General features: G+C 70.7%; 14 protein-coding genes. 10 read left to right on the top strand and 4 right to left on the bottom strand.

Annotation, left to right across the window (positions count from 1 at the left end; all coding sequences use genetic code 11):
* Window positions 1–344 precede the first annotated feature (344 nt).
* The 9 genes from WMF28_RS02235 (at window position 345) to WMF28_RS02275 (ending at window position 12,939) form a co-directional block, all read left to right on the top strand.
* Window positions 345–1,547, top strand: a complete 1,203-nt coding sequence (locus WMF28_RS02235; protein ID WP_437600368.1) for an FIST signal transduction protein — start codon at window positions 345–347, stop codon at window positions 1,545–1,547.
* A gap of 23 nt (window positions 1,548–1,570) precedes the next feature.
* On the top strand, window positions 1,571–3,439 hold the full coding sequence (locus WMF28_RS02240) for an ATP-binding protein (RefSeq protein WP_437600369.1): 1,869 nt from the start codon (window positions 1,571–1,573) through the stop codon (window positions 3,437–3,439).
* 110 nt (window positions 3,440–3,549) lie between these two features.
* Window positions 3,550–5,517, top strand: coding sequence for a 4-alpha-glucanotransferase (locus WMF28_RS02245; protein ID WP_437600370.1), 1,968 nt, complete (start codon window positions 3,550–3,552; stop codon window positions 5,515–5,517).
* A 247-nt stretch (window positions 5,518–5,764) separates the two neighbouring features.
* Window positions 5,765–6,721 (top strand): hypothetical protein, encoded by a 957-nt coding sequence (locus tag WMF28_RS02250; protein WP_437600371.1) that lies wholly within the window; start codon window positions 5,765–5,767, stop codon window positions 6,719–6,721.
* Between the two features lie 42 nt (window positions 6,722–6,763).
* Window positions 6,764–7,534 (top strand): thioesterase II family protein, encoded by a 771-nt coding sequence (locus WMF28_RS02255; protein WP_437600373.1) that lies wholly within the window; start codon window positions 6,764–6,766, stop codon window positions 7,532–7,534.
* 89 nt (window positions 7,535–7,623) lie between these two features.
* Window positions 7,624–9,270 (top strand): fumarate hydratase, encoded by a 1,647-nt coding sequence (locus tag WMF28_RS02260; protein ID WP_437600374.1) that lies wholly within the window; start codon window positions 7,624–7,626, stop codon window positions 9,268–9,270.
* 365 nt (window positions 9,271–9,635) lie between these two features.
* Window positions 9,636–9,950, top strand: a complete 315-nt coding sequence (locus WMF28_RS02265) for a hypothetical protein (RefSeq protein WP_437600375.1) — start codon at window positions 9,636–9,638, stop codon at window positions 9,948–9,950.
* On the top strand, window positions 9,950–10,891 hold the full coding sequence (locus tag WMF28_RS02270; protein ID WP_437600376.1) for an alpha/beta fold hydrolase: 942 nt from the start codon (window positions 9,950–9,952) through the stop codon (window positions 10,889–10,891). Before WMF28_RS02265 ends, WMF28_RS02270 begins: the two co-directional genes overlap by 1 nt.
* 398 nt (window positions 10,892–11,289) lie before the next feature.
* Window positions 11,290–12,939, top strand: a complete 1,650-nt coding sequence (locus WMF28_RS02275; RefSeq protein ID WP_437600377.1) for a protein kinase domain-containing protein — start codon at window positions 11,290–11,292, stop codon at window positions 12,937–12,939.
* Window positions 12,940–13,070: 131 nt separating this feature from the next.
* Here the strand turns inward: WMF28_RS02275 and WMF28_RS02280 are convergent, their stop codons facing one another.
* The 4 genes from WMF28_RS02280 to treS form a co-directional block, all read right to left on the bottom strand.
* Window positions 13,071–13,718 carry a superoxide dismutase family protein gene (locus WMF28_RS02280; RefSeq protein ID WP_437600378.1) on the bottom strand — a complete coding sequence of 216 codons (648 nt, stop codon included), beginning with the start codon at window positions 13,716–13,718 and terminating at the stop codon, window positions 13,071–13,073.
* A 215-nt stretch (window positions 13,719–13,933) separates the two neighbouring features.
* The gene (locus WMF28_RS02285; RefSeq protein WP_437600380.1) at window positions 13,934–14,473 is read right to left on the bottom strand and encodes a hypothetical protein; all 540 of its coding nucleotides are present in this window, start codon (window positions 14,471–14,473) and stop codon (window positions 13,934–13,936) included.
* Between the two features lie 112 nt (window positions 14,474–14,585).
* Window positions 14,586–15,539, bottom strand: coding sequence for a hypothetical protein (locus WMF28_RS02290; protein WP_437600381.1), 954 nt, complete (start codon window positions 15,537–15,539; stop codon window positions 14,586–14,588).
* A 356-nt stretch (window positions 15,540–15,895) separates the two neighbouring features.
* A complete protein-coding gene (gene treS, locus WMF28_RS02295) occupies window positions 15,896–19,291 on the bottom strand; it encodes a maltose alpha-D-glucosyltransferase (protein WP_437600382.1) in 3,396 nt (1,131 codons plus the stop codon).
* A gap of 420 nt (window positions 19,292–19,711) precedes the next feature.
* Here treS and WMF28_RS02300 point away from each other — a divergent pair, with 420 nt between their 5' ends.
* Window positions 19,712–20,311, top strand: a complete 600-nt coding sequence (locus WMF28_RS02300; protein WP_437600383.1) for a hypothetical protein — start codon at window positions 19,712–19,714, stop codon at window positions 20,309–20,311.
* The last annotated feature ends 130 nt before the right edge of the window (window positions 20,312–20,441 follow it).

Raw genomic sequence — 20,441 nt, forward strand, 5'->3', positions numbered from 1 at the left:
CACGACCCTGATTGCTTCTGTGCAATCGACGCGAGCGACGCGAGCGACTCCGGGGGTGTCCTGCGCGCCGACGAGCTTGCAGGCGACGTGGTCGTATTGAAGGATAAGGATTCTGCTCCCTCGGTCTCGGGCGCCTACCTCCGCTCCGCAGGTCTCGTCTCGCAGGCCCTTTCGCGGCTCTGTCCGGCTCTTCTCCGAGAGCGTCGCGCCGGGAAAATCGCGAGTCGAGCGAGGAGCGGGAGCGCCCTGTACGGACGACATCCCAGGAGAATGCGCGCGTCGTGACGTTCGGGTGAATCTCCAGTATAACGCGAGTGCCTACATTCCGAGGGGGGGAAGAGAACATGGCGACACAGATGTTTGTGGGGGCGAGCTCCACGGCGGATCCAAAGAAGGCTGCCTCGGAGGCCGTGGCTGCGGCGCTCCGCGGGTCGGCGCGCTCCGAGCACGCTTCACCGCCGCCCCGACCCGCCTTCGCGCTCGTCTTGTCGACGGATCAATACGACGCCGACGCGCTCGCTGCGGCCATGACGAGCGAGCTGCCCGGGGTCCCGTGGGCGGGGTGCTGCACGGCGGGGGTCTTCGCGGGCAGCCGGCTCCTCCGGCAGGGGCTCGTCGTGGGGCTCGTCGCCTCGGAGACCGTGCGCGTGGGCGTCGGGGTCGCGCAGCCGGTGAGCCAGGACGGGCGGCGCGCCGGCGTGCTCGCCGCCGCGCGCGCGCTCGAGGCGTTCCCCTCGTCCGTTCCGGCGGGGTGGAGCCGCGCGCTCATCGTGCTGCCGGACGCGCTCACGGGCAACGCGGCCGACGTCGTGCGCGGCGCGGTCGAGGTCGGCGGCACGGGCGTCGTCTGGGCCGGCGGCGGCGCGGGCGACAACCTCCGCTTCGTGCGCACCGCGCAGTTCGCGGGCGGCCGCGCCTACTCGGACAGCGCGGTCGTGGTCGCGATCGACTCGCCGGCGCGCATGGCCACCGGGATCCGCCACGGCTTCCGGCCCTACGGGCCGCCGACGATGGTCACCCGCGCCGAGGGCACGGTCCTCGCGGAGCTCGAGTACGAGAGCGCCTTCTCGGTCTACCAGCGCACCGCGCGGGCGAGGGGCGATCAGGTCAACCTCGAGGGCTTCGCTTCCTTCGCCATGACCCACCCGCTCGGCATCCCGCAGGCCGACGGCGAGCACGTCATCCGCGACCCGCTGCGCGTGGTCTCGCCGGGCGGCCTCTACTGCGTCGGCGAGGTCCCGGACGGCTGCCTCATCCGCGTCATGGAGGGCGACCCCAGCGGCCTCGTCGGCGCGGCGCGCGAGGCCGCGACCACGGCGCGCGACGCGGTGGCCGGGCCGATCGCCGGCGCGTTCGTGTTCGACTGCATCTCGCGGTGCATGATGCTCGGCGACACGGTGCGCGACGAGCTGACGACCTTCGAGAGCGAGCTCGGCCAGAGCGTTCCGGTGATGGGCTGTCTGACGTTCGGGGAGGTGGGCACGCTCGGCCGGGGGGTGCCGCAGTTCCACAACAAGACCGCCGTCGTGCTCGCGCTGGGGGCCTGAGCCAGGCGCGGCGGGAGCCCTGTATGCCGAGCGGTTCAGACCACGAGATCCAGGAGGAAAGGCTGGCGCTCCTCAGCGTCCTCCAGGAGCTCACGGTCGCAGCGCTCGATCTCTTCGATCCGCGCCAGTCGATGGCGATCTTCCTGGAGCGGCTCGCCGAGCGGCTGAGCTGCATCGCGGTGCTCGTGCTCGTCGAGCCGACGCCCCTCGCCCCGCGGCTCCTCGACGCCGCGGGGCTCTCGGCGAGCTCGCGCGCGCTGCCCATCCCGCCGCGGTCGCCGGCCGCGGCGGGCGAGCCCGCGGGCGAGGGCGCGGGCCTCCGCTTGCCGTACCCCGAGCTCGCGCGGCACGGGCTCGTGACGTGGCACTTCTCGCTGGAGGGGCAGGGCGACAGCGGCGCCTCCGGGCTCATCCTCTGCTTCGAGGGCGAGCCCCCGTTCGCGCCGCGGTACCGGGGCATGATGCGCCGGCTCGCGGGGACCTTCCGCACGGCGCTCGTGCACCGCCTGCTCTACGCGCGCATGATCGAGAACGAGCTCGAGCGGGCGCGGAACCTCGCCGCCGCGGAGGCGGGGCGCGCCGCGGCGGAGGCGGCGCAGCGCCGCGCCGCGTTCCTCTCGGAGGCGAGCCGGCTGCTCTCCAGCTCGCTCAACTACGAGGCGACGCTGGTCCGCGTCGCGCGGCTGCCGGTCCCCTTCGTCGCGGACTGGTGCATGGTCGACATCATCGAGCGCGAGGCGATGCTCCGGCGCGCGGTCGTCGTCCACGCCAACCCCCAGAAGAGCGAGCTCGCGCGCCTGCTGCAGGGCCAGATGCCGATGGAGGCGGTCCTTCCGTCCGGCGTGGCGCGCGTGATGCAGACGGGCGAGGCGGTGCTCTGCGAGATCGCCGGCGCGCCCGCCCCCGAGGGCGAGCGCGGCGCGGTCGAGAGCGAGCCGCCGGTGTCCGCCAGCGAGGCGCTCCTCCGGGAGCTCGGCCTCCGGCGCTACATCTCCGTGCCGCTCGTCACGCGCGGCACGATGCTCGGCGTGCTCACCATCGCCTCGGGCCGCGACGATCTCCTGTACGGCATCGAGGACCGGGCGCTCGCCGAGGATCTCGGGCGGCGGGCCGCGCTGGCGATCGACAACGCGCGGCTCTACGAGAGCGCGCAGCGGGCGATCCGGGCGCGCGAGGAGCTCGTCGCGGTGGTGTCGCACGATCTCAAGAGCCCGCTCGCGACCATCGTCATGAACACGAGCCTCCTGCGCCGGAAGCTGCCGAGCTCGGACGAGGCGGTCGATCTGCGGCGCCCGGTCGAGCGCATCCAGAAGTCGGCCGATCGCATGAACCGCCTCATCCGCGATCTGCTCGACCTGGCGAAGCTCGACGGCGGCCACATCTCGATCCAGCCGGTGCCGCACGACGTCGCCGTCCTGCTGAGCGACGCCCTCGAGCTCCTGCGCGAGGAGGCGGCGGAGAAGTCGCTGCGCCTGGAGCACTGCATCGAGCTCGGCGTCGAGCGGGCGCTGTGCGACCGCGAGCGGGTCCTGCAGGTGATCGCGAACATCGTCGGCAACGCGATCAAGTTCACGCCCGCGGGCGGCGAGGTCGCGCTCCGCGCCGAGCCGTGGGGCAGGGAGGTGCGCCTCTCGGTGCGCGACACCGGCCCGGGCATCCCGGAGGACCAGCGGACGAGGATCTTCGAGCGCTACTGGCAGGCGAAGGAGACCGCCCACAAGGGCACGGGGCTCGGCCTCTCGATCGCGAAGGCGCTCGTCGAGGTGCACGGCGGGCGGATCTGGGTCGAGAGCAAGGTGGGTGAGGGGAGCACGTTCTTCTTCACGCTCCCGGCGGCTGAGGCCGCGGGCGCGACCGCGGGGGTCGCGGCGGGCACGCGCCTCGGGGCCTGATCGCGGTGATCGGGTTTCGCCGGACAGCGATGTAATCAAGCCACCTAGGCGCATCTGTCCCTGATTTCGCGCCTTGGCGGGCCGATCCGTTCATCGCTATACCTACCGCGATGAAGGACGTCGGCGACGACAGGGGCGACGCGGCAGAGGCCCAGGCGCGCGGGGGCGAGGACGAGCGGGGGCTCGTCAGGGCCGCATTGCAGCTCCTGGGCATCCGCAATCTCGTGCTCGCGATCCACGATCCGAGCTTTCCGTCGGACGACGCCGAGGACACCGGGCGCGGGTCCCCGTACACCGACGGGGGGCGCCGGTTCCTCCGGTTTGCGCGCGATCTCGGGTTCAACGGCGTCCAGCTCGGGCCCCAGGGGGAGACCTCGGCCGACAACGCGTCTCCGTACGACGGCGCCATCTTCTCGCGGAGCACGCTGTCGATCGCGCTCGCCCGGCTGGCGGAGGACGGCCCCTGGGGCGCGCTCCTCCGCCCCGAGTCGGTGAGGAAGATCGTGGCCGGGAAGCCCGGCGGCAGCGAGGGGCGCGCGCTGCACGGCTATGCCCACCGCGCGCAGCGCGCCGCGCTGCGCGAGGCGTACGCGTCGTTCGTCGACCGGCGGAGGCGCGGCGAGCTCGGGGCCCTCGCCGCTCGGCTCGACGCGTTCAGGAAGCGGAACGCGGCGTGGCTCGAGCGGGATGGGCTTTACGGCCCCCTCTGCGACGAGCATCGGAGCGACTGGTTTCACGGCTGGTCCGGCGCGCCGGAGCTGGACCGCCGCCTCTGGGCGCCCGGCCCGGGCGAGGCGGTCGCCTGCGCGGAGCGCAGGAGGGAGCTCCTCGACCGGTACCGCGACGAGCTCGACCTCTACGCCTTCTGCCAGCTCCTCGCGCACGAGCAGCACGCGGCGCTCCGGGCGGTGACGGCCGAGCTCGGGCTCAAGCTCTATGGAGATCTGCAGATTGGCTATTCGCCTCAGGATGCCTGGGCCTATCAATCGGTCTTCCTGAAGGGCTATCTGATGGGGGCGCCGCCGAGCCGGACCAACCCGGAGGGCCAGGTGTGGAACTACCCTGTCCTGGATCCGGCGCAGTACACGGACGGCTCCTCCGGCGCGCTCGCGCTCGTGCGGGCGCGGATGGACAAGATGTTCGACGAGTTCGACGGCGTGCGCCTCGATCACCCGCACGGCCTCGTCTGCCCGTGGGTGTACGCCGCCGGCGCCCCCGATCCGCTCCGCGCGGTCCAGGGTGGGGCGCGGCTCTTCTCGTCGCCCGACCTGCCGGACCATCCGCTGCTCGCCCGCTACGCGATCGTCTCTCCTGCGCAGCTGAACCGCGCCGTGCCCCGGTACGCGGACGACTGGGTCTCCTCGCTGACACCGGAGCAGGTCGGGCGCTACAGCGCCATCTTCGACACCATCGCGCGCTGCGCGGAGGCCCACGGGCGCGCCATCACCGACGTCGTGTGCGAGGTCCTGAGCACGCTCCCGTACCCGCTCAGGGCCGTCCTCGAGCGGCACGGGCTCGGGCGCTTCCGGGTCACGCAGAAGGCGGATCTCGACAACCCGAAGGACGTCTATCGCAGCGAGAACGCCGCGCCCTCCGACTGGATCATGGTGGGGACCCACGACACGCCGCCGCTCTGGCGGCTCGTCGACACGTGGGCGCGCGCCTCCGCGCTCGAGCGGCAGGCGGCGTACCTCGCCGCCCGGCTGGCGCCCTCGCCGGCCGAGGAGGGCGCGATGGCGCGCGCGCTCGCGTCCGACCCGCGCGCGCTCGCGCAGGCCAAGTTCGCCGACCTCTTCGCGAGCCAGGCGTCGAACGTGATGGTCTTCTTCTCCGATCTGCTCGGGGTGAAGGAGATCTACAATGCTCCCGGGACGATAGGCGATCACAACTGGTCGCTGCGGGTGCCCCGCGATTACGAGCGCTCCTATTCCGAGATGCGCGCGCGCGGCGAGGCGCTCGATCTCCCGCGCGTCCTCGCGCTCGCGCTGCGCGCCCGGGGAGGCGCGGAGTCGCAGGAGCGCCGCGACCTCGCCGCGCGGCTGGAGCGCCGGTCCGGCCCGGCGCGCGACCAGCGCTGAGCGCGCGCCGGGCCGGTCGCGACGTTGCGCTGCCCCGCCTCGAACGAGCGGCCGGCGCGGCCGCTCGACGCAGGGCGTCGCAGGGTCGCGTCGGTCAAAAAGCTTGCATCCAGCCCCCTCGGGCTGCATTGATCCGGGCGAGCGCCGCGGTCATGGGGCCTCGCCCGTGCGACGCGGCGGCACAGTGCGACAAGGTGGTCAATCGCCCGCAGAGCCCGTGAGGCGAGAACGAGATGGGAGACACCAGGTGAGCACGACCAAAGCGTCTCTTGGCACCCTGTTCCTCATGCTCTCCCTGGCCGCGCCTGCGCTGGCGCAGGAGGCGACGCCGCGGCAGCCCATCACGGACAAGACGAAGGAGCGCTGGGCGAAGACCCAGGGAGGCCGGTTCGGATTCGAGATCGACGTCCTCAGCTCGTCGTACCAGGAGCCGATCGTCGAGGCGCGCCCGGGGTCGGATGAGGTCACGCTCCCGGCGTCCGATCGGCTCGGCGTCGCCATCACCGCCGTCATGCAGTACAAGCTCTTCGCGGGGCTCCACCTCGACGCGGAGATGCCGTTCGCTTACGGCGACGTCTCGGGCCCCCACTCCACGGACCTGTTCGGCAAGCGATTCTGGAGCACCGCAGACTACAGCCATTTCTTCCTCGGCAATCCCACGTTCGGCCTGCACTACGCCGGCAACGCGCTGAAGAACCTCGCGCTCTTCGGCGGCATGAGCGTGACGGTCCCGCTCCACCCGCACCCGGGCGCGGGCCTCGAGGCCGCGGCGGTGGCGAATTTCCCCGCGCGGGCCTACTTCGACGCGCAGCGCGTGCTGCTCGGGCACTGGGCCCTCCGGGCGCGCGTCGGGACCGAGATCCACTTCGGCAAGGTCCTGTTCCTCACCCACGACGTCGCGGCCCAGATCTTCATGCCGACGCGGGAAGGGGACTTCACGAAGACCGTGATCGAGCAAGGCAACGAGATCGAGTTCCGCCCGTTCGGCAACTTCGGCATCGGCATGCGTCTCCAGGCTGCCTTCCCCCTCTCGTCGAGCAACTCCGCCCAGCTGGCGGCGGAGCCGTTCATCGGCTGGGAGCCGCTCGTGAAGGGCTCGTTCACCCGCGTCGGCGCGCTTGTCGCGCTGGACGACGACCTCGGCTTCGGCCTGGACCAGGGGAAGGTCGCCACCATCCGTGTCGCCCTCGGCAGCAAATGGTAGGAGGCGAGCGCGGCGGCGTCGAGCTACGCTGAGCGCCGCACGATGACCGCGAGCTCGATCTCCGATCCTTGGGTGGGCAGCCCTCGGCCGAACCCCGCTGCCCGCCTTCGCCTCTTCTGCTTCCCCTATGCCGGCGGCGGCTCGTCGATCTACGGCGCCTGGTGGCGCGGGCTCCCGGCGCACACGGAGCTCTGCGCGATCAAGCTCCCCGGCCGGGAGGCGCGCCTGAGCGAGCCGCCCTTCGAGCGCCTCACCCCGCTCGTCCAGGCCCTCGCGACCGCGCTCGAGCGCTGGCTCACGAAGCCGTTCGCCTTCTACGGCCACAGCCTCGGCGCGCTGGTGAGCTTCGAGCTCGCGCGCGAGCTGCGCCGGCGGGGCGCTCCCTTGCCGCGCCATCTCCTCCTGTCGGGCCGGCGCGCGCCCCACCAGCTCGGCCCGGCGCCGCTCCACGGCCTGCCCGATCACGAGTTCTTGGCGTGGCTCCGCCGAATGGGCGGCACGCCCGACGAGGTGCTGCGCGAGCCGGAGCTCCTGGCGCTCTTCCTGCCCACCCTGCGCGCGGATGTGGCGGTCAACGAGGTCGAGCCGTTCGTCCCCGAGGCCCCGCTCGATTGCCCGATCTCCGCCTTCGGGGGCCTCGAGGACGAGCGCGCGGGCCGCGCGGAGCTCGAGGCCTGGCGCGAGCACACGCGCGGGCCCTTCCGGGTCGAGATGTTCCCCGGCGGGCACTTCTTCGTGCGGAGCGCCCGGGAGCCGCTCCTGCGGTCGATCGCAGCGCTCCTCGACGGCGTCGAGCGCGAGCTGCCCGCGTGACGGCCGGCGCTGGGCGGGTGTTGAGCCCGGGGCCGGAGCGATGCAAAGAGGGGAGACCCGCAGCCTCCCTGCCCCCGGAGACCCGAACGATGACCGATTTTCAGTACCAGGACATGCTGCCCCTCGGCCACGACGAGGCGCCTTACCGCCTCGTCAGCCGCGACCATGTCTCCACCTTCGAGGCCGCCGGCTCGACCTTCCTCAAGGTCGAGCCGGAGGGGCTCACGCTGCTCGCGCGCGAGGCCATGCGCGACATCGCCCACCTCCTCCGGCCCGGTCACCTCGCGCAGCTCGCGCGGATCCTCGGCGATCCCGAGGCCTCGTCGAACGATCGCTTCGTCGCCCTCGAGCTCCTCAAGAACGCGAGCATCGCCGCGGGGGGCGTGCTTCCGTCGTGCCAGGACACCGGCACGGCCATCATCATGGGCAAGAAGGGCCAGCTCGTCTTCACGGGCGGCGGCGACGAGGCGGCGATCGCGCGCGGCGTCTTCGAGACCTACCGCGCGCAGAACCTCCGCTATTCGCAGCTCGCGCCGCTCGACATGTACAAGGAGGTCAACACGAACGACAACCTCCCTGCGCAGATCGAGATCTTCGCGACGGACGGCGACGCCTACAAGCTCCTGTTCATGGCGAAGGGCGGCGGCTCCGCGAACAAGAGCTATCTTTACCAGGAGACCAAGGCGCTCCTGAACCCCGAGAGCCTGCTCTCCTTCGTCGAGGCCAAGATCCGCGCGCTCGGCACGGCGGCGTGCCCGCCGTACCACCTCGCCATCGTCGTCGGCGGCACCTCGGCCGAGCACACGCTCAAGGTCGCGAAGCTCGCCTCGGCGCGCTACCTCGACACGCTCCCGGCCGAGGGCAACGCGCGCGGGCGCGGCTTCCGCGATCGCGACCTCGAGCAGAAGGTCCTCGAGCTCGCGCAGCGGACGGGGATCGGCGCCCAGTTCGGGGGCAAGTACTTCTGTCATGACGTGCGGGTCATCCGCCTGCCGCGGCACGGCGCGTCGTGCCCGGTGGGCATCGCCGTCTCGTGCTCCGCGGACCGGCAGGCCCTCGGCAAGATCACGCGCGAGGGCATCTTCCTCGAGCAGCTCGAGGCCGATCCCGCGAAGTACCTGCCCGAGACCACGGACGCGGATCTGGGGGGCGAGGTCGTGAAGCTCGATCTCCGCCGCCCCATGCGCGAGATCCGCGCCGAGCTCTCGAAGTACCCGATCCGGACGCGGCTCTCGCTGACCGGGCCGATGATCGTCGCGCGCGACATCGCGCACGCCAAGATCAAGGAGCGCCTCGATCGCGGCGACGGCATGCCGAGCTACATGCAGGAGTTCATGGTCTACTACGCGGGGCCCGCGAAGACGCCGGCGGGCTATGCCTCCGGCTCGTTCGGGCCCACCACGGCCGGCCGGATGGACGCGTACGTCGATCTCTTCCAGGCGAGCGGCGGCAGCTACGTCATGCTCGCCAAGGGCAACCGCTCGCCCGCGGTCACCGCGGCGTGCAAGAAGCACGGCGGCTTCTACCTGGGCTCGATCGGCGGCCCGGCCGCGCGCCTCGCCAAGGACTGCATCAAGAAGGTTGAGGTGCTCGAGTACCCCGAGCTCGGCATGGAGGCGGTCTGGAAGATCGAGGTCGAGGATTTCCCCGCCTTCACCGTGGTCGACGACAAGGGCAACGATTTCTTCGCCGACATCAACAAGCCGACCGGCCGGAAGCTCGACGTCGCGGGCTGAGCTCCCGAGCCCGGGATCGCGGCCGGGCAGCGCTCCCTCGGCCTCCAGCGCCGGCGCGGCCCGGTCGCCCCCGCCTGCGCGCACCCGATCTTCCAGGATCTGGAGGCGCTCCGCGTCGGCGGAGCGGAAATAACGAGCTCGACTGACGATCACGTCCTCCGGATCGAACGCGGAGGGCCCCTGTTGCGTCCATTCGTGACGCGGCTCCTGATCTGCTGCCATGAACGGGGGTCGACCGAGGCAAAAGGTCACATTCGAGGCGTCTTTGCTCCTGTTCGGTCCGGTTTCGGCGCCACGAGCTTCCCTGGCGCTGCGGTCCGCGGGGGCACGGTCCGTGCTTCGACCTCGTGCGGAAGGAGCTGAGAATGACACTTCGACCTGATCGCACGGTGTCCCATGGCCCTGCAGATGCCGGGCACCACCGCTTCGAGGATCGGCACGGCGGTCCGGACGGGGCTCGCCATCACATGGACGGGGAGCGCCTGGAGCGGCTGGTGCGCGCTGCGCAGCAGGTCTCGGATCAGGCAGAGCGCGAAGCGCGCGACGAGCGCCGCGACGCTGGCCAGGGTGGACGGGCCGACGCTGGCGGCGTCGAGGCGCGGCCGGCTCCGAGGACCGCGAGCATCGCCGATCTCGAGCGCGCGGATGATGAGGGGATGCCCTCGCCGGAGGAGACGTGATGGGAGCGCGTGCGATGAGCCTCGATGGGGTCGTCGATCGGTTCGTGCCGAGCGCGCTTCGCAGGACGGAGCGCGCGCCCCTGGCCGGCGCGCTGGACGCGGAGGTCCGGCATGTCGACACGTGGAGCGCGGGGCGCCTCGCCTATTACGTGGACACGCGCGCAGCGGGGCGCCCTGTCGTGCTCGTTCACGGGGTCGACGCGGCCGCCTCGTCCAAGGAGATGGCTCCCCTGTTCGATGCGCTGCGCGGGAAGCGGCCTGTCTATGCGCTCGATCTCCCGGGATTCGGCCTCTCGGAGCGATCCGACCGCGCTTACGATCGCGAGCTCTACCGCGCCGCCGTGCGCCGCTTCCTCACGGACGTGGTGCGCGAGCCGGGCGGCGCCGACGTCATCGCGCTCTCCCTCTCCTCGGAGTTCGTCGCCGCCGTCGCCTGCGAGGAGATGAGCCTCGTCCACAGCCTCGTGCTCATCTCCCCGACGGGGCTCGGCCGCGAGGCGCCTGGCGCGAACGTCGTCCTCCGGGCCGTCTCGCACGTTCCCCCCGTCGCGGAGGCGCTCTATCGCGTTCTGGCGTCGCCGCCGAGCATTCGCTGGTTCCTGAAGAAGAGCTTCGTCGGCGCCCCGGATCCCGGCCTTGTCGACTACGCCATCCGCACCTCGAAGGAGCCTGGCGCCCACCGCGCCCCCCTCGCGTTCATCTCCGGCGCCCTGTTCACGGAGGGTGCCTTCCAGCGCCTTTATGCGCGTCTGCCCGTCCCCACCTTGATCGTCCACGATCAGGACCCGTATTCGCGCTTCGATCGTCTCGACGATCTCCAGCAGCAGAACACGCGTGTGGAGGTCGCTCGCGTCGCGCCCACGCGGGGTCTACCCCACTTCGAGCAGCTCGACGCCACGCTCGAGGTCGTGCGCAGGTTCTGGGCGCAGGACCCCTGGTAGACGCTCCTCGAAGAGCGACCAGGACAGCGCGGGGGCAGCTCCGCGCAGGGCGGACGTCGACGTCTCGCTGAGCCCCGGGCTCGCGGCGAACGACGACCTGCCGGTGTACATGACACCGTTGCCGGACGACTGGGAGGTGGGGCGGGCGCTCTGTGTGCGCGGTCACATGCGAACCGGCCCACTTCGGGCCAGTTCGTTAGGATCATGACATTCGTTGGCTTGGCGGCGTTTTCCCTCAGCCTGCGATGGAGCGCTGCGCAAGAACGGCACGGTGTGACGGCCGGACGATGGAGCGGCGCGGCACGCGTCCGGGAGGTGCGCGGCGTGTTTCCAAAACATAAAAGTCTTTGCAAACTTCCGGTCAACGGGGTAATTAAGCTCTTATAGCGGGGGATGTCGTGAATGCAGGCGGCCAAACCATCTCGACGAACCAGCAAGCGAGCAGCAGCTTGCTTGGTCGATACCGCCTGATTGCAAAATTAGGCCGCGGTGGAATGGCGGATGTGTTCCTCGCCGTCTCCCGCGGGCCTGGGTCGTTCAACAAGCTTGTTGTTGTGAAGTGCCTCCGCGTCGGGATGGCGGAGGACCCGCGCTACGTCCTGATGTTCCTGGACGAGGCCAAGCTCTCGGCCCGGCTCAATCACCCGAACGTCGTTCAGACCTACGAGATCGGGGGCGAGAGCGGCGGGTACTTCATCGTGATGGAGTACCTCGAGGGGCAGCCGCTCAAGGACATCGTGAGGGCGGTGGTCAGCGGCTGTCCCGGCGCCGCGAGCTTCACCCGCGCGGCGTGGGTCAGGGTCATCGCCGAGGCGCTGCGCGGGCTGCATTACGCGCATGAGCTCACGGATTTCGACGGCGACCTGATCGGCGTCGTGCACCGCGACGTCTCGCCGCACAACATCTTCGTCACGTACGACGGCGCGGTAAAGATCGTTGATTTCGGCGTTGCGAAGGCGTCCCTGAACGCGGCGCACACCGAGAATGGAACGTTCAAGGGCAAGATGGCGTACGCCGCGCCCGAGCAGGCGATGGCGAGCGCGGATGTCGACCGGCGGGCCGATCTCTTCGCGATCGGCATCGTGCTCTGGGAGCTCCTGGCGATGCGGCGGCTGTTCGACGGCGATCATGTCGCCGTCATGCACCAGCTGCTCTCGCGGGACATCCCCCGGCTCTCCACCGTCGTGCCGGACATCGCCCCGGAGCTCGAAGAGATCGTGGCGCGGGCGCTCCAGCGGGACCCGGCGCGACGATTCGCCACCGCGCAGGAGATGGGCGACGCGCTGGAGAGCTACCTGCGGGCCTCTGGCGAGGACATCCGGACGGAGCAGCTCGGCGCGCACGTGCTCGAGATGTTCGCGGAGAGCAGGGCGCTCGTGCGCCAGCAGGTCACCACGCAGTTCGAGTACCTGAGCTCGCTGGACGTCACGGGCGACATCCAGCGCACCTCGATGCTCGGCGAGTTCCCGCGCGCCTCGATGGTCATGGGGATGAACCGCTCCATGTGGCCCTCCGCGACCGCGGCGGGGCTGCCCGTCCTCAGCGATCACAGCAGCCCCGTGAACTACCAGCACGAGCCTGTGGCCGTCGATCCCGACAGCCTGGGCGCGACGGTGGGGCGCGTCTCGTCCTGGCGGCAGCGCGGCTATCTCGCCTCCGCGCTCGGCATGGCGGCGTTGCTGACCGCCGGCACCGTCGCGCTGCTCCTCGAGAGGCAGGTGGTGCCGGTCGAGACGGCCTCGTCAGACCGGCCTCTTGTCGATTCGAGGGCCGAGCAGGTGGTCGAACCGAACGTGGCGAAGGCCAAGGTCACGATCCGGAGCGAGCCCGCGGACGCGAACGTGAGCTGGAACGGGAGCATGCTCGGCAAGACGCCGCTCAGCGTCGAGCTGCCGCAGGGAATGCAGGTCGTCGTGGTGTCCAGGTCCGGCTGGTTCGACGAATCGATCTTTCTGCAGCTCTCTGCGTCGGACGTCATCGAGCGCACCGTCTCCCTCCGGCGTCAGGAGGTCACGGTGATGCCCAGGAGAGACTCCGAGTCTCGCTAGCTGGCCGCGGCCGAGTCCCGCGCTCGTCTCGTTTACGTACGGCGCGAGCGGCCCCGAGCCCAGGGAGAGCGCGCCGGCCGGGGGGCCGATACGCCCCCCGGAGGGCCCGGACAGGCGAGCTCCGCGGAGGGTTACTCCTGCTCGATGAGGCCGCAGCCGATGCGGCCGCCGGCGGCCGGGTCTGCCGCGGCGTGCACGACGATCGCGTACTTCGTCACGTCGGTGTCCGCGTCGTCGCCGACGGTCCAGAGGTCGGTCCCGCGCTTGACCGTCTGCGTGCCCTGGCCGCTCGCGTCGCACATGAAGCTGCCGAGTCCTTCGCCGTTGGGCACCCAGTGGGCGCCCGCATCATCACCGTTGCTGCCGCAGCTCTTGTTCTCGTGGATGTGAGCGGAGTGCTCGCCGGCAGGGCAGCCTGACAGCGTGATGGTGAGCGTCACCTCCTCTCCGGTCTGCGTGAAGACCGCGGTCCCGGTCAGGTCGCTCGAGTTCAACCCCTGGATCTCCGCCTCGGCCCGCAGGGACGCGCCGCCGCCGCTCCCGCCGTCGCCGCCGCCGCTCCCGCCGTCGCCGCCGCCGCTCCCGCCGTCGCCGCCGCCGCTCCCGCCGTCGCCGCCGCTCCCCGACGCGGAAGTGCTCGTCGAGGCGTCGCCGCCACCCGCGCCGGTCGTGGACGACGTGCTGCTGGTGCCAGCGGCCGATTCGCCGTCATCCCCGCACGCGGTCAAGAGAGCGCTCGCGCCAAGCGCGAGCAACGAGAGCTTCAACCACCGTGACATAAGTCTCCTTTCCTCGGCGCGACCCGAGCGGGCAGGCAGTTGCCCCCCCGGACGCGACAAGCCATCGAGGGCACGAGTATGTCCTAACATGGCGAGCGTCCAAGCAGCTCCGTCATAAAAATCGTGCATCGATCGCCCATCCGGTGACGAAATTGCGCCGATCATAGAAAGATGTGGCCCGGCCGCCCTGCTCCGGCGCTCCAGCGCGCGGTGGGCTATCCAGCCCCGAGCGCCCGCGTGGAGGAGACCGCCCTGGCAGCGAGACGATCCACTTCTCGACCGAGCCAAGCGAGAAAACCCTCGTTCCAGGGAGGGCCCTCTGGCCAGCCTGCACGGATGCGATCGGCGAGCTCGAGATCCCAGCTCCCGTAGAGGTCCACGAGAGCGTCATGGGCCCTGCGGCCGGCCAGCGCTTCAGGGGCCCCGCGAAGCTCGCCCCCGTGCGCGAAGGCGTCGTCGCAGACATAATAATTGCACGTCGCCGCGCGCCGCTGCGGCGGGATGGTGCAGCCCTCGGCACCGTGGAAAGCGCACCTCTTCGGCAGCGGGTGGCCGTCGCTGCCCTGGGGCTCGACGCGCAGGATGAGCAGGCCGCGCCGGCCGGGGCGCAGGGTGCCTGCGGTCATCTGATCGAGCAGCCAGCCTGCGCCGCCGAGCGACACGATCCTCCCGATGTCCGACCACTCGACCCCCGGCGGGCTGGCGCAGCAGCCGGTCGGCCCCTGCGGGCAAGCGCCGCACAAGGTCGAGTGCAACCGCGTATGCGCACCTGCCAGCTCCAGCCGGATCATCGCTTCACCAGCGCTCGAGGATAACGACGCATCCCGCTTCGTCCAGCGCGCCGGCGCGCTCAGCGGAGGACGGGGATCACCACACCCCGCTGAGCGTCATGCCGCTGGCCGACGCGGTGATCTCGGCGCGTGGGTGCGTGAAGAGCGCAAACCCGAGCGTGCCGGCGGCCAGCACGCCGCCCGCGATGAAGCTGGCGGCGCCGAGCTCGCGCGCCGTGAACATGGTGTTCTCGTACCGGGCGGCCCGCTTGCACTCCGGCGCGATGAGGCGAAGACAGTTGTTGCCGCCGACGCTGCGCGCGGTCTCGTTCCGGCTCATCTCCGCGTCGTGCGCCACGACCATCAGCCCGCCGCCGAGCGCCAGGAAGAGCGTCGAGGCCGCGGCGCCCCCGAGGATGAGGCCGGTCCGCAGCCCGGATGCCGGCGGCGAGCTCGCGAGCGCAGGGCCCCTCGTCGGCGTGGGCCTGAGCGCCGGAGCCGTCACATCGAGCCGTACGTCGCGGAGCTCCCCGCGGCGAACATCGACGTCGACCCGGACGGCGGCGCCGTTCAGCGTTGCCACGACGGCGTGGCGCCCCGGGTTGACGGGAATCGTCTTGTCGCGCTCGACCGAGACCTGCTCGCCGTCGATGGTGCAGGTAGCCCCGGCAGGGAGGACGATGCGGAGCTCGCCGACGAGCTGACGCGCGCGCGCCAGGTCGAAGATCCGCGATTCGTAGAGGTCGCGCTCCTCCGGCGTGCTCGGCGGCCGCATGATCTCCTTGCAGAGCGACAGCCAGCGCACGGCGGCGGGCGCGTCGCCGATCCGGTAGGCGAGCGCCCCGATATTGCAGGCGGCGACCTGCGAGCGCTCCAGTTTCCAGATCGCCTCCCAGAGCTCCCGCGACTCGGCGAAACGACCCTCCGCCTGCGCGGCGTTCGCCTGCGCACGCAAGCGGGTCACCGCGTCATTTCCGGGCTCGGCGTGAACATTGGATGAGAAAATTAGAAGAGCGGCGGCAATGCGCAGTCCCAAGCCGAGTTGCGACATCGTGCTCACTGGGTAGGACCTCCTGGCCCGAGGTTCAGGTCAACCGCGCTCCTGGGGCTGTCCGTCGGCCGCGCAGGCTGGCAGCCTAGCAGAGACAGCCGCCGCACGACTCGACTCTTCGCCTGTCGAGCGGGCCAATCGCTCCACACCAAAGCACCTTCCCCTGTCGAGCCCCGGTGCGAGCGCCGCCGGATACGTCCTCGCGGCGCGACGCGGGCGGGCTCGGGCACCGAGCAGCACCGCGCGCCTCCGGCAGGTCGCCGCGGGCGCTGTACGTCGGGCGCGCGCTCGGCAGGGCGCGCCCGATGCGTTCTGACCGGCTGAACGGAGAGGAAGAGGAGAGGGCAGGTGTGGAATTACACCTTGGGTGTAATCAGTTGCTCCAGCCCGCGCAGCGGGATGTCCAGCCAGTCGGGCCGATTGTTGAGCTCGTAGCCGACCTCGTAGATGCACTTTTCGAGCATGTAGAAGTCGAGCAGGAGCACCGTGTCGGCGTCGCTCGCGGGCACGAACGGCGCCGAGTCGTCGGTCCGCGCCTCCGAAGCGGCCTGCGCGCGCGCGATCGTGTCCAGGTAGCCCGCGAGGTAGCTCGCGGAGACCCAGGCCACCCAGGCGTCGGTCCACGGCTTGAGCACGGCGACGTCCTCCGGCCGGATGCGGCTGTCCCGGAGCGCCGAGGCTCCGGCGTAGTTGAACGAGCGCAGCATCCCCGACACGTCCCGGAGCGGGCACCGCTTGTAGCGGCGCTCGCTGAGCGGCCTCGCCGGCTCGCCCTCGAAATCGATCAGGATGAAGTCGTCGCCCGTCGAGAGCACCTGGCCGAGGTGGAAATCGCCGTGCGAGCGGATGCGGGTGACGTTGAACTTCCGCGACAGGACCTGCTGGAGCTTCGCGTTGATCTCGGCCTCGCGCGCGAGCAGCGCCGCCGCGGGCTCGCGCACGTTCTCGGGGAGCATGCGCTCGCGCTTCCGGATCAGGGTGAAGGTGCGCGAGAGCATGCCGTGCGCCGACTGGAACAGCGACTGCTGGTGCAGCGTCGTGAACGGCTGCTGCCCGAACGCAGGATCCTTGCTCGCCTTCCCGAGCGTGAGGTGAAGCTGCGCGGTGCGCTCGCCGAGCAGCCGCATCCGCACGAGATCGGTGCCCATCAGCTGGTTCACCACGGGGGGAGGCGTCGCGCGCGACGCGTCGATGAGCGTGCCGGCCGGCATGGGCGGCGCGCTCCCCTTCACCGACTCCTCGTCGGCGAGCACCCGCTCGAAGAAGCGGTTCAGCGACTCGAGCGTGGTCTTCCACGCGTCGCTCTGGCTCTGCACGAACTCCTGCAGCATCGCCACCGTGGTCGTCTCGCGACCGCGGCCCTGGTACTCGATCGCCCCGGCGAGCCGCGCCGTCGCGGGGAACTGCTGGTCCGTCAGGAACCTGCCGATCTCGAGCTCCGGGTTGATGCCCTCCTCGACCTGCCGGAAGATCTTGAGGAGCAGCTTGTCGCCGTAAATGATGGTCGTGTTGCTCTGCTCGCTCTCGGCGATGCGCGCCGTGAGCTCTCCCTCCGCGCCGAGCGCATCGAGCGTCGTCCCGAGCGGCAGGGCATGGAGCTCGCCGGCGGCGCCCGTCGCGACGCCCCGCGCCCGGATCGCAGTGAGGATCAGCGCGGCGAACTCCGGGGTGGTCAGCGCGTCGTACAGGACGCCCTCGGGCGACGCCGCGCTCTCCGGGTCCGGATCGCGCACCGTGACGTCCGCGATCACCGCGTGGCGCGTGCGCGTCGCGAGCGCCCGCGCCTGATCGCCCGTGGCGAAGCCGATCGGCACGACGTACGTCTCCGGCGAGCCGTCCGTGTACTCGATGCGCACCAGCAGGAGGTAGTGCTCCGCCGCCGTCTGCTCGTTGCGCACGATCGGGACGACGTCCGCGAGCGCCGTGGCGCGCCGGGTGCGCGCCTTGCCGCGGAACCAGCGACGTGCCGCGATGAACTTCCCGAGCGCAGGCTCGAGCGCCCTGCGCCCGTCGGAGGAGAGGAGCGCCCGCCACGAGCCCTTCGTCGAGATCGCGGGCACCGCCTGGCTCTCGCCCGCGGAGGCCACCGGCGTCGCGGGCTCCAGCGCGAACCAGAAGAAGTCATGCGGCCCGAGCGAGAGGGAGTAGCCGCGGCCCGTGATCTCCGGGAAGCGGCTCCTGCCGAACAGCTCGACAGGCACCATGCCCTCGAAGCGCGCGAGATCGAGCTCGACGTGCTGCGCGTACCGCGACAGGTTCGCCACGATGAGCAGCCGCTCGTCCCCGTGCGCGCGGATGAACGCGAGCACCTTGCTGTTGTCCGGGTGCAGGAACTCGATCGTGCCGCGGCCAAGCACCTTGTGCTGCTTGCGCAGGGTCATGAGCCGCTTCATCCACCAGAGGAGCGAGGCGGGGTTCTGCTGCTGCGCCTCGACGTTGATCGCCTCGTAGTGGTACTCGGGGTCGATGATGATCGGCAGGTAGAGCTTCTGCGGGTTCGCCCGGGAGAAGCCGGCGTTCCGATCCGCGCTCCACTGCATCGGTGTGCGCACGCCGTCGCGGTCGCCGAGATAGATGTTGTCGCCCATCCCGATCTCGTCGCCGTAATAGAGGACGGGCGTCCCCGGCAGCGAGAAGAGCAGCCCGTTCATCAGCTCGATCCTGCGCCGCGTCTTCATGAGCGGGGCGAGCCGCCGCCGGATGCCCAGGTTGATCCGCGCCGTGTGCTCCTGCGCGTAGACGCGGTACATGTAGTCCCGGTCCTCGTCGGTCACCATCTCGAGCGTCAGCTCGTCGTGGTTCCGGAGGAACGTCGCCCACTGGCAGGTCTCGTGGACCACGGGCGTCTGCTTCAGGATGTTGACGATCGGGAAGCTGTCCTCGAGCTCCACCGCCATGAACATCCTGGGCATCAGCGGGAAGTGGAAGTTCATGTGGCACTCGTCGCCGTCGCCGAAGTACGCCGCGGCGTCGGCGGGCCACTGGTTGGCCTCGGCGAGGAGCATGCGATCGGCGAAGTTCGCGTCGATGTGGCGCCGGACCTTCCGCAGGAACTCGTGCGTCTCCGGCAGGTTCTCGCAGTTCGTCCCCTCGCGCTCGTAGAGGTACGGCACGGCGTCGAGCCGCAGCCCGTCGACGCCCATCTCCAGCCAGAAATCGATCACCTTGAACACGGCGGCGTGCACGTCCGGGTTCTCGAAGTTGAGGTCGGGCTGGTGGGAGTAGAAGCGGTGCCAGTAATAGGCGTTGGCCACCGGATCCCAGGCCCAGTTCGACGTCTCGAAGTCCTTGAAGATGATCCGGGCGTCCTTGTAGCGGTGGGGCGTGTCGCTCCACACATAGAAGTCGCGCCAGCGCGAGCCCTTGGGCGAGGTCCGCGCCCGCTGGAACCACTCATGCTCGTTCGATGTGTGGTTCAGGACGAGCTCGGTGATGACGCGGATGTCGCGGCGGTGCGCCTCGCGCAGGAGGCGGGCGAAATCGCGCCGGGTCCCATAAGACGGGTTGATGTTGGCGTAGTCCGCGATGTCGTATCCGCCGTCGCGCAGCGGCGAGGGGTAAAAAGGCAGGAGCCAGATCGCGGTGACGCCGAGGTCTTGAAGGTAGTCGAGCTTGTCGACGAGCCCCTCGAAGTCGCCGATGCCGTCGGCGTTCGAATCGCTGAACGCGCGGACGTGGACCTCGTAGATGATCGCGTCCTTGTACCAGAGGGCGCTGCCTTCGGCGGGCGGGGGCTTTTGATCCTGGCTCATGGCTGCTCCGACGGATGCGCGTTAATCCGCGCGACGACGCCGGGCGCTCAGGACACAGCGGTACGGGCCTGATGCGGCGTGAGCACGCCGCCCGGGCCAGAGTAGGCCAGGAGGGCAAGGCACGCTGCGGAGGTCCACCACTGGGCGCGCACTACCGTCCCACGCAGGTGACGCAGAACACGTGTATAGGTTAACTACTTGGAATTGCAAGACCGCGCAGGCCCGACCTCGGATAGCACGCCACGCGCGGGGCGCAAAGCGGCGCGGCGACAGCGGACGCGCAGCGCTGCGCGGCGCCGTTCGCTGTCGAGGTCGCTGCTTCGTGAGCTCGACCCACACGTCGAACCGCAGCCGGTGTAAGAAGCGCCGGCACCTCGTTCTGTGATCGGGCGAGCTCATGCCCATCGAAGGAGCATTCTCATGATGCGTGTCTTCCAGGTACTCCCGCTCTCCCTCGCAGCGCTCGGAGCGCTCGCGTGCTCGTCGACCCCGGAGCCGACGATCGACCCGAGCAACCCGTGCCCGCCGGGTCAGTGGTGCGCCTCGGCGATGCCGACCACGACCGCGACGGCGGTGCCCACGACCACTGCGGTCGCGCCCGCGGGCTCCGTCGCCACGCCGATCCCGCCGGTCGCCGCGGTGGCCGCGACGCCGATCCTGCAGGGGATGGGCACGACGGAGGCCCCGGGCATGAAGGCGGACGGCGGGCCGTTCGCGGGGCAGTTCCAGGAGGGCCAGACGCTCGAGCAGGAGATCAACATCTCGGCCGGCAAGTGCTACACGGTCGTCGGCATCGGCATCGGCGTCCAGGAGCTCGACATCCAGCTCGTGTCGCAGCCGGCGCCCGCGCTCCCGCCCGTCGTCCTCGCGCAAGACAGCACCACCGGCGCCGCGGCGACGCTCGGCGGCAAGGCCTCGGGCTGCTGGAAGAACCCGCTGCCGCTCGGCGGACCGGGCAAGGTGATCCTCAGGGCGACGAAGGGCGCCGGGCTCGCGGCCGCGCAGGTCTTCTCCAAGTAACGCCGCCGCGCGGGCGGGGAGGGCGAGCCGGCGGAGCGTGCGGCGAGGGCGCCGCTCTGCTCTTCCATATCCCGCCGCCTGCGTGCTCCCCCAATGCAGGCGGACGCGGCCGTGCGCCGCGCGCGACGCC

Source organism: Sorangium sp. So ce590 (genome assembly GCF_051521365.1).
In the GTDB taxonomy this organism is placed as follows: domain Bacteria; phylum Myxococcota_A; class Polyangia; order Polyangiales; family Polyangiaceae; genus Sorangium.

Bases quoted from the DNA above. Each gene is read 5' to 3' on its own strand.
- WMF28_RS02235 (WP_437600368.1), top strand. From the start codon at position 345: ATGGCGACACAGATGTTTGTGGGGGCGAGCTCCACGGCGGATCCAAAG.
- WMF28_RS02240 (WP_437600369.1), top strand. From the start codon at position 1,571: ATGCCGAGCGGTTCAGACCACGAGATCCAGGAGGAAAGGCTGGCGCTC.
- WMF28_RS02245 (WP_437600370.1), top strand. From the start codon at position 3,550: ATGAAGGACGTCGGCGACGACAGGGGCGACGCGGCAGAGGCCCAGGCG.
- WMF28_RS02255 (WP_437600373.1), top strand. From the start codon at position 6,764: ATGACCGCGAGCTCGATCTCCGATCCTTGGGTGGGCAGCCCTCGGCCG.
- WMF28_RS02260 (WP_437600374.1), top strand. From the start codon at position 7,624: ATGACCGATTTTCAGTACCAGGACATGCTGCCCCTCGGCCACGACGAG.
- WMF28_RS02265 (WP_437600375.1), top strand. From the start codon at position 9,636: ATGACACTTCGACCTGATCGCACGGTGTCCCATGGCCCTGCAGATGCC.
- WMF28_RS02270 (WP_437600376.1), top strand. From the start codon at position 9,950: ATGGGAGCGCGTGCGATGAGCCTCGATGGGGTCGTCGATCGGTTCGTG.
- WMF28_RS02280 (WP_437600378.1), bottom strand. From the start codon at position 13,718: ATGTCACGGTGGTTGAAGCTCTCGTTGCTCGCGCTTGGCGCGAGCGCT.
- WMF28_RS02290 (WP_437600381.1), bottom strand. From the start codon at position 15,539: ATGTCGCAACTCGGCTTGGGACTGCGCATTGCCGCCGCTCTTCTAATT.
- treS (WP_437600382.1), bottom strand. From the start codon at position 19,291: ATGAGCCAGGATCAAAAGCCCCCGCCCGCCGAAGGCAGCGCCCTCTGG.
- WMF28_RS02300 (WP_437600383.1), top strand. From the start codon at position 19,712: ATGATGCGTGTCTTCCAGGTACTCCCGCTCTCCCTCGCAGCGCTCGGA.